An 8388-nucleotide genomic window follows, 5' to 3' on the forward strand; every position below is an offset into this window, starting at 1 on the left:
TCTTATTGTCCGTAGGGATTAGCTATGTTTTTATCTTAGATACAAGATTTGATCACCGATTGAGTTGATTGGGGAACAGGGAATCTTTGTCATTTAAAAGGATTAAAGAATATCATTTGGGAACGAAATGGTGTTCTTGGTTCAACTTGCAAATAGCGTTGTTAAGCTCAAATGGATGAGGAACGCATTAATATGTCTTTACTGAAATCTTCTTTTTTATCAGATCGCCAATGGGCCATTGTTGCCTCAATCTTTATGATGGCGACCTCTGCAATGGGGCCCGGATTTTTAACTCAAACTGCTGTGTTTACAGTCAAGTTAGGCGCTGCATTTGGCTTCGCAATTTTAGTTTCTATTCTGATTGATTATGTGGTTCAACAAAATATTTGGCGAGTGGTGACACTTACCCAAATGCGTGCCTCGGATATTGCCAATAAAGCAATTCCCGGCAGTGGTTACTTGCTGGCGTTTCTGGTTATTCTAGGTGGTTTTTTCTTTAGTATTGGTAACATTGCAGGTGCTGCCTTAGGTCTCAATGCACTTTTTGGCCTAGACACAAAGTGGGGCGGTATTTTAAGTGGTGCGTTAGCCATTTTGATTTTTGCATCAAGAAAAGCAACGCTTGCCATGGATAAAAGCATGATCGTGTTGGGATTGCTTAAAATTATCCTGATTATTATTGTTGCCGTGATTGTGATGCCACCTGTTGGTCAAGCTGTACATCAAACTTTTGCTCCAGACCAGATCGACTTTGCCATTATTACCACCATTGTCGGCGGTACAGTCGGTGGCTATATTTGCTATGCAGGTGCACACCGTTTACTCGATAAAGGTGCGGTTGGCCCTGAAAATATTGATGAAGTTGCAAAAGCTGCGACCAAGGGCATTATTGTTGTCGGCATCATGCGCTATGTATTGTTTTTAGCGTTTTTAGGTGTGGTGGTGAGCGGTGCAAATATTGATTTAGCCAGCCATGATGCCAACCCAGCAGCTCAAGCATTTCAATATGCAGCGGGTACATTTGGTTTTAAATTATTTGGTTTAATTTTCTGGGCAGCCGGCATTAGTAGCACCATTGGTGCAGCATATACTTCAGTGTCGTTCTTTAACGTGTTTAAAAAGAACTTAACCCCAAAACAAAACAACTATACGACCATTACCTTCATTGCATTGGCTTTATTGCTCTATGTGTTATTGGGTGCAACTCCAGCAGGTCTACTCATTTTTGTGGGTGGTTTTAACGGTTTGGTGTTGCCAATTGGTCTTACAATTTTTGTGTATGTTGCTGCGTGCCGTAAAGATTTAATGGGTAATTATAACTATCCAAAATGGTTACTTATTTTGGGTGGATTAACATGTCTGTTGACGTGGTGGATGGGCTATATGTCGTTTACGACAGTGTTTAACTATTTGACCAAGCTTTAAGCCAGACTTTGTTAAGTAATAAAGGAATAATGCCATGTTTGTAGATTTAAATAGTGATTTGGGTGAAAGCTTTGGCTCATGGAAAATGGGTAATGATGACCAGATTTTACCTGTCGTGACCAGTGCCAATATTGCGTGTGGCTTTCATGCTGGCGACCCGCTCGGCATTTTAAAAACGGTTCGTAAAGCAGTTGAGCTTGGTGTGACTGTTGGTGCTCATGTGTCCTATCCAGACCTTGTAGGCTTTGGCCGCCGTAATATGGATTTGTCGCGTGACGAGCTTATTGCCGATGTGCTTTATCAAATTTCTGCACTCGATGGCTTGGCTAAAGTGGCAGGCTCAAAAGTGCAATACGTTAAACCACATGGCGCGCTCTACAACACCATTGCACATGACCAAGCTCAAGCAGCAGCCGTGATTGATGCAATTAAAATGTATAACCCTGAATTGGTTTTAGTGGCTTTGGCTGGATCAAACTTGGTAGAACAAGCACGAGCGGCTGGTTTAAAAGTCGTGTCTGAAGCATTTGCTGACCGTGCGTATAACAGCGATGGTTCACTGGTATCTCGCCGTTTAGAAGGAGCGGTTTTACACGACTCGGCATTTGTTGCCAGGCGTGTGGTTTCAATGCTTAAAAATGGCGGAGTTGAGTCAATTGACGGTGTATTTACCCCAATTCAAGCCGACACGATTTGCTTACATGGTGACACCGATGGTGCCTTAGAGATGTCGGCAGCCATTAAAGCCGAGCTTGTAAAAAACAATATTGAAATCCGCCCGTTTGTAAACAAAGCATAAGGATGAGCACAATGTATAAGGATATTAAAGTTGACCCAGCTCAGCTTGAAGCCGCGTTAGATGCGCGTTTAAAAATCCGTGCAGGTTTTGATAAACCAACAGCGGGCATGGCGGCTGGCATGACACAGGTCAACATGATTTCGGTGCCAAAAGAGTGGGCATATGACTTTTTACTCTATGCGCATCGTAATCCGCAAAGCTGCCCAGTGCTTGATGTGCTTGAAGAAGGCATCTATGCAACCAAGCTTGCCGCAGACTCAGACATCCGCACCGATTTCCCGCGTTATCGCGTTTGGAAAGATGGCGAAATGGTTGATGAAGTGACCGATGCAAGCGAGATTTATAATGCCCATCCAGATTTAGTCACGTTCTTAATTGGTTGCAGTTTTTCATTTGAAACAGCTTTGCAAGAAGCGGGTATTGAAGTTCGCCATATTCATGATGACACCAATGTGCCGATGTATCTGAGCAATATTCAGTGCCAGCCAGCAGGGCGTATTTCTGGAAATATGGTGGTTTCAATGCGACCGATTCCATCTCATCAAATTAGTGAAGCGGTAAAAATTACCGCGCGTATGCCAAGTGTACATGGTGCACCTGTACATATTGGGCATCCTAAAAGCTTAGGAATTCAGGATGTAAATAAGCCTGACTTTGGTGATGCCTCTCGTATTGAAGCAGGTGAAATTCCAGTATTTTGGGCTTGTGGGGTAACACCGCAAGCGGCAGTCATGAACTCGAAAATTCCTTTTGCTATTAGTCATGCACCGGGTCATATGTTTATTACTGATATTCCTGACCGTGCTTGGATTGGCTAACTGGACTAAAGAAGAATTAAAAAGGATAAGCAAATGCGTTTTTTATCGGTAAACGCCGATTGTTTTCTGATTGAGCTTGCGAGCCTAGAAGAAACTTTGGCGTTGTACAATAAATTGCAAAATACGCAATTGAATGGAATTAAAGACTTAGTCCCTGCTGCAAAAACAATTTTGGTTTTTTTCAACGAGATCGAAACCAACTTTAAAACGCTGGTTGCTTCAATTCAGAGCCTCAAAGTTGATTCTGGGTTTGAGCGTAGCAGCCAAGAAGTGATTGTGCCGATTCGTTACGACGGTGAAGACCTTGCGCAAGTTGCCGAGCTACAAGGGCTGTCTGTAGCTGATGTGATTAGAAAACATCACGAAAGTGTGTGGAATGTGGCTTTTATTGGTTTTGCGCCGGGCTTTGCTTATATGAGCAGTCCCGATAAGCCTTTTACCGATATTCCGCGCTTAACAGTTCCGCGTAAAAAAATATCGTCAGGTTCTTTGGGCTTGGCTGGAAAATACTCTGGTATTTATCCAAAAGACAGTCCGGGTGGTTGGCAGCTGATTGGTACAACATCAGAAAAAATGTGGGATTTAGAACGTAAAAATCCTGCATTGCTGTTACCGGGCATGACCGTACATTTTGAAGATGTCACGCATAGTCCGACAACCGTAAATGTATCGCAGCAAATTACTCGTACGGTTGAGCCTAAACAATCTACGCCACTGTTCAAGATCACTGTGCCAAGTTTACAGATGCTTATTCAAGACGAAGGGCGCTTAAACCAGACCAATATTGGGGTTGGCGTGGCTGGTGCAATGGATTTATCTGCCATGCACAGTGCTAACCGTATTTTGGGTAACCCAACCGACACATCTGTCATTGAAGTTTTAAATGGCGGCTTAAAAGCCAAAATGCAGCATGCTGGCGTTATTGCGGTGGCTGGAGCTATCTCAAACATTCGTGTGAAATTTGCTGATGGCCAAACCGCAGACTTTGCAAGCTATCAGCCGATTGATCTGGATGAAGGCGATGAGTTTCAAATTCAGCCACCAACAGCAGGCTTAAGAAACTATCTAGCCGTTCGTGGTGGTATAGATGTTGAACCAGTGCTCAATAGTGCTTCGTTTGATAGCTTGGCAATATTAGGGCCTGAGCCTTTAAAGCTCGGAGATACCATTTATCAAGGACAGGTGAAGGCGACCAACATTAGCGTAAATGAAGTGGGCAAAAGCGATTTGCCGCAAGCTGGCGAAGTGGTTGAGTTAGATATTGTGATGGGGCCACGTACAGACTGGTTTGAACAAGACAGTATTGAACTGCTCTGTCAGCAAGAGTGGCTTGTGACCAATGAAAGCAACCGAGTCGGGCTAAGACTTTCAGGTGAGCAGCCTTTAACTCGCAAAATTACCCATGAGTTGGAAAGTGAAGGTACATGCATTGGTGCTTTGCAGATTCCACCGAGTGGTCAGCCTGTTTTGTTTATGAATGATCACCCTTTAACGGGCGGATATCCGGTCATTGGCTCTGTTGCTAAACACCATTGGGATTTGGTGGCGCAGATACCAGCAGGTTGCCATATCAAATTTAAAAAAATTGCCGAATTTACAGATTTTGAGAATGAATGATGAATACAGAAAAATTATTGATTGCTAACCGTGGTGAAATTGCCGTTCGTATTATTCATGCTTGCCGTGATATGGGAATTTCATCGGTCGCGTTATATGCAGATGACGATATTGGCAGCATGCATGTCGAACTTGCAGATGAAGCATGGGGCTTGGCTGGTGCTACCGCAAGCGAAACCTATTTAAATATTCCTGCCATTATTGAAGTTGCAAAGAAATCGAAAGCGACCATGGTGCATCCGGGTTATGGCTTTTTATCTGAACGTGCCGAATTTGCTCAAGCCGTGATTGATGCAGGCTTAAAATGGGTAGGGCCATCACCAAGTGCCATTGAAAAACTGGGCGATAAAATCGAAGCACGTAAAATTGCTGCTTCAGTCGGTGCGCCGTTGGTTCAAGGCACGCAAGACCCACTTAATAATGCAGATGAAGCTTTAGAATTTGCCAAACAATTTGGTTTACCTATTGCCATTAAAGCTGCATTTGGTGGCGGTGGCCGCGGCTTAAAAGTTGCATGGAAACTCGAAGAAGTTCAAGAGCTTTATGAGTCGGCAGTACGTGAAGCAAAAGCTGCCTTTGGTCGTGGTGAATGTTTTGTCGAGCAATATCTCGATAAACCGCGCCATGTAGAAGCACAAGTGATTGCCGACCAACATGGCAATATTGTGGTATTGGGTACACGTGATTGCTCGTTACAACGCCGTAACCAAAAGTTAGTCGAAGAAGCCCCAGCGCCATTTATTAGCGACGAGATTTATCAGCAAATTTTAACCTCGGCAAAAGATATTTGTCAGGCTGCAAACTATGTAGGTGCGGGTACAGTTGAATATTTACTGAGTCGTGACGGCAAGCTTTCATTTTTAGAAGTAAACACCCGTTTGCAAGTCGAACACCCAGTGACTGAAGAAACTTCAAAAGTTGATTTGGTGGTTGAGCAAATTCGTGTGGCACAAGGCCATGAGCTTTCTATTAAAGAAACACCAAAAGCACAAGGCCATGCAATTGAGTTTCGTATTAATGCCGAAGATCCAGCACGTGGTTTTATTCCGGCGTTTGGTGTGTTGAGTTTGTTTGAAGCGCCGTTTGGTCATGGTGTACGAGTCGACACAGGTGTTCGCACTGGCTCATTAGTGTCTAGTCATTTTGATTCACTCATGGCAAAACTGATTGTGACTGGACCAACTCGTGAAATTGCAATTGCTCGAGCTAAACGTGCTTTGAAGCAATTTAAAATTGAAGGTGTGGCATCAGTTTTAGACTTCCACCGTGCAGTACTCAATGAACCTGACTTTACAAATGAGTTTCATGTACATACACGCTGGATCGAAAATGACTTTAAACAAGAGTTGAAACCGACTAAACGTAGCATTCCAAACCATCAACAACCGATGTTGCTGAGCTATATTGAAATTGATGGCAAGTTACACCGTCTAGGTTTACCTGCGGGTATGTTTGCACAAGGTCCTGCAACAACAGCAGTTCACGCACAATCTAGCGAGCCAGAAGTAAGTGCTGAGCATTTACTTGCCCCAATTAATGGGGTGATTAGCGCTTGGAAAGTCGAAAATGGTGAGCAAGTCACCGAAGGCCAAGTGGTTGCCATTATGGAAGCTATGAAAATGGAAGTTCAGGTGCTTGCACACCGCAGTGGTGTTATTCAGATTGAGGCAGAGAAGGGCGCGACCTGCCATGCGGAAACCATTATTGGTAGCATTAATTAAGTTTTGAATAGATAATTTGGCCTGATTTTATTTTTAGTCTGATCGGGTCAAATCAAATGCTTATTTATTAACTCAGTCAGCTATTTTCACGGTACTCGTTAACCATTTTCAACTTGAAAGCCAGAAAGGGTTATGAGATATTTCGCCCTGTTTGGTGATATCAAAATTAATCACTGTATTGAAAGCTCGCCTATGCGAGCTTTAATTTTTAGCCCAGTTTAAGCATTTCTCACTTAATGAGCTGGCTGCATAAAAAAAATTGAGAATTTATCATCCATTTTAAAGGCTAATTGAAGAACGCGAATGAAAATTCTACCTTCATCTGAATATGATCAAATTCTAAAATACAGTGTCTATTGGCTCGCCATATCAATTGTGATTGGAGTCGTCGCAGGGTTGGCCTCGACTTTAATTTTTGTCGCTTTTGATATTTCAAATAAAGTTCGAAGTCTGCATCACTGGCTGATCTATTTCTTACCTTTTGTTGGGTTTGGTATTGGTTATCTCATTAAAAAATATGGTTCACCCATTGAACGGGGAACGCATTTACTGATTGATGAAATTCACCAGCCTAAATCGTTCATTCCAAAACGAATGAGCCCCATCATTTTTATTACCTCAATTTTAACGCAGTTGTTTGGTGGTTCGGCGGGGCGTGAAGCACCAGCGGTTCAGCTTTCAGGTGCCTTAATTGATCATTTAAGTCATATATTAAAAATCTCGGAAGACAACCGAAAAATTTGTTTAATCGCGAGTATTGGTGCGGGCTTCGCTGGGGTGTTTGGCTTGCCTCTGGCCGGTGCAATCTATGGTTTGGAAATTACTGCTTTAGGTAATTTAAGATACTCAGCCATTTTCCCATGTTTTGTGTCAGCTCTTGTTGCATCAACTATTCCTGAATTATTCGATATTGTTCATCCGCATATTTTTTATGTCATTAGTGAGTTTCCAGCGATTCATTTTGGCACACTCATGAGCTTGATTGCGGCAGGATTAGTCTTTGGTTTAGCTGCACGTTTCTTTATTGCTGCCATTCATTTAGCGAGTGACGTCTTTTACAAATACATTCGCTATTCGCCATTACGAACAATGGTAGGTGGTATTGTGATTATGCTACTTACGTTGTTTACCGCGCATCAGCAGTACAACGGTTTGGGTACAGATAAAATCATTTCATCGTTTTATGTACCGATTGAGTTTTACGACTTTTTTAACAAGACCGTTTTTACTGCCATCACTCTAGGTTCAGGCTTTAAAGGTGGTGAAATTACGCCACTGTTTTATGTGGGGGCGACATTAGGTAATGCTTTAGGTGCGGTTTTAAACCTACCACTTTCATTACTTGCGGGCTTAGGTTTGGTGAGTCTGTTTTCTGGGGCGAGTAAGGCACCATTAACGTCTATTATTTTAGCTGTTGAGCTATTTGGAATGAATGTTGCCACTTATGCCATTATTACTTGTTTATTGGCAGCGCTATTTTCTGGAAATTGTGGGTTGTATCGCCGTAAGAAGTTGATGGATTAGTGGAAAGTTTATTAGGAGCATTACTTGATTCTTGCTTAGTTAGTTCTAGTTAAAATTAATTTGAAGATTAAAGCTGAGAATAATCTCAAAAAACTTAAAGTACTTTTAATGTTAAGTAGAAAAAATAAGGTTAAGTGCGTTGAGTTATATACAAGATATATTACTTAAATAGTCTTAATAGTAACAAATAACTGCTCAATATATTACACTGGGGTAGATTTTTAGGTGGAGCTTATTTGTGCAGTCACTATTACTTGCATTGGGATATTTTTTTGTTTGGTGTATTTATATTCTAGCTTTGTTATTGCCTTACTATGTTGCTTATTCAATCATAGAACCTCATAGTTTTATGGGGACAGTGGGAGTTTTTGTTTTAGGCTCAGTTATTGCACCTTTAATTGTTATGGCAGCTATAACAGTTCTAGGAACAATTGGTCTAAGTTTTGATGCGTTAAAGAATAAATTTTCAAAATCGAATTCCTAT

The 8388-nt window shown here is 42.0% G+C and carries 6 protein-coding genes and 1 pseudogene; all 7 read left to right on the top strand.

Features of this window, described 5'->3' with window-relative positions:
* Nucleotides 1-171 precede the first annotated feature (171 nt).
* Nucleotides 172-1425, top strand: coding sequence for an NRAMP family divalent metal transporter (locus tag NL42_RS02525; protein WP_461311659.1), 1254 nt, complete (start codon nt 172-174; stop codon nt 1423-1425).
* A gap of 34 nt (nt 1426-1459) precedes the next feature.
* Complete coding sequence (locus NL42_RS02530; protein ID WP_461311660.1) at nt 1460-2224, top strand: LamB/YcsF family protein; 765 nt, start codon at nt 1460-1462, stop codon at nt 2222-2224.
* A 2-nt stretch (nt 2225-2226) separates the two neighbouring features.
* Nucleotides 2227-3042 carry a putative hydro-lyase gene (locus tag NL42_RS02535; RefSeq protein ID WP_461311661.1) on the top strand — a complete coding sequence of 272 codons (816 nt, stop codon included), beginning with the start codon at nt 2227-2229 and terminating at the stop codon, nt 3040-3042.
* 33 nt (nt 3043-3075) lie between these two features.
* The gene (locus tag NL42_RS02540; protein WP_461311662.1) at nt 3076-4659 is read left to right on the top strand and encodes a 5-oxoprolinase subunit B/C family protein; all 1584 of its coding nucleotides are present in this window, start codon (nt 3076-3078) and stop codon (nt 4657-4659) included.
* Nucleotides 4659-6380, top strand: coding sequence for an acetyl/propionyl/methylcrotonyl-CoA carboxylase subunit alpha (locus tag NL42_RS02545; protein WP_461311664.1), 1722 nt, complete (start codon nt 4659-4661; stop codon nt 6378-6380). Before NL42_RS02540 ends, NL42_RS02545 begins: the two co-directional genes overlap by 1 nt.
* Nucleotides 6381-6683: 303 nt before the next feature.
* The gene (locus tag NL42_RS02550; protein WP_461311663.1) at nt 6684-7904 is read left to right on the top strand and encodes a chloride channel protein; all 1221 of its coding nucleotides are present in this window, start codon (nt 6684-6686) and stop codon (nt 7902-7904) included.
* 238 nt (nt 7905-8142) lie between these two features.
* Nucleotides 8143-8388 (top strand): annotated as a pseudogene (locus NL42_RS02555) (hypothetical protein); the annotation flags it as partial.

The organism is Acinetobacter sp. GN11 (assembly GCF_054823985.1).

What these genes read in the sequence shown, in the direction of transcription:
- NL42_RS02525 (WP_461311659.1), top strand. Translation starts at nt 172, where the DNA reads ATGGATGAGGAACGCATTAATATGTCTTTACTGAAATCTTCTTTTTTA.
- NL42_RS02540 (WP_461311662.1), top strand. Translation starts at nt 3,076, where the DNA reads ATGCGTTTTTTATCGGTAAACGCCGATTGTTTTCTGATTGAGCTTGCG.
- NL42_RS02545 (WP_461311664.1), top strand. Translation starts at nt 4,659, where the DNA reads ATGAATACAGAAAAATTATTGATTGCTAACCGTGGTGAAATTGCCGTT.
- NL42_RS02530 (WP_461311660.1), top strand. Translation starts at nt 1,460, where the DNA reads ATGTTTGTAGATTTAAATAGTGATTTGGGTGAAAGCTTTGGCTCATGG.
- NL42_RS02535 (WP_461311661.1), top strand. Translation starts at nt 2,227, where the DNA reads ATGAGCACAATGTATAAGGATATTAAAGTTGACCCAGCTCAGCTTGAA.
- NL42_RS02550 (WP_461311663.1), top strand. Translation starts at nt 6,684, where the DNA reads ATGAAAATTCTACCTTCATCTGAATATGATCAAATTCTAAAATACAGT.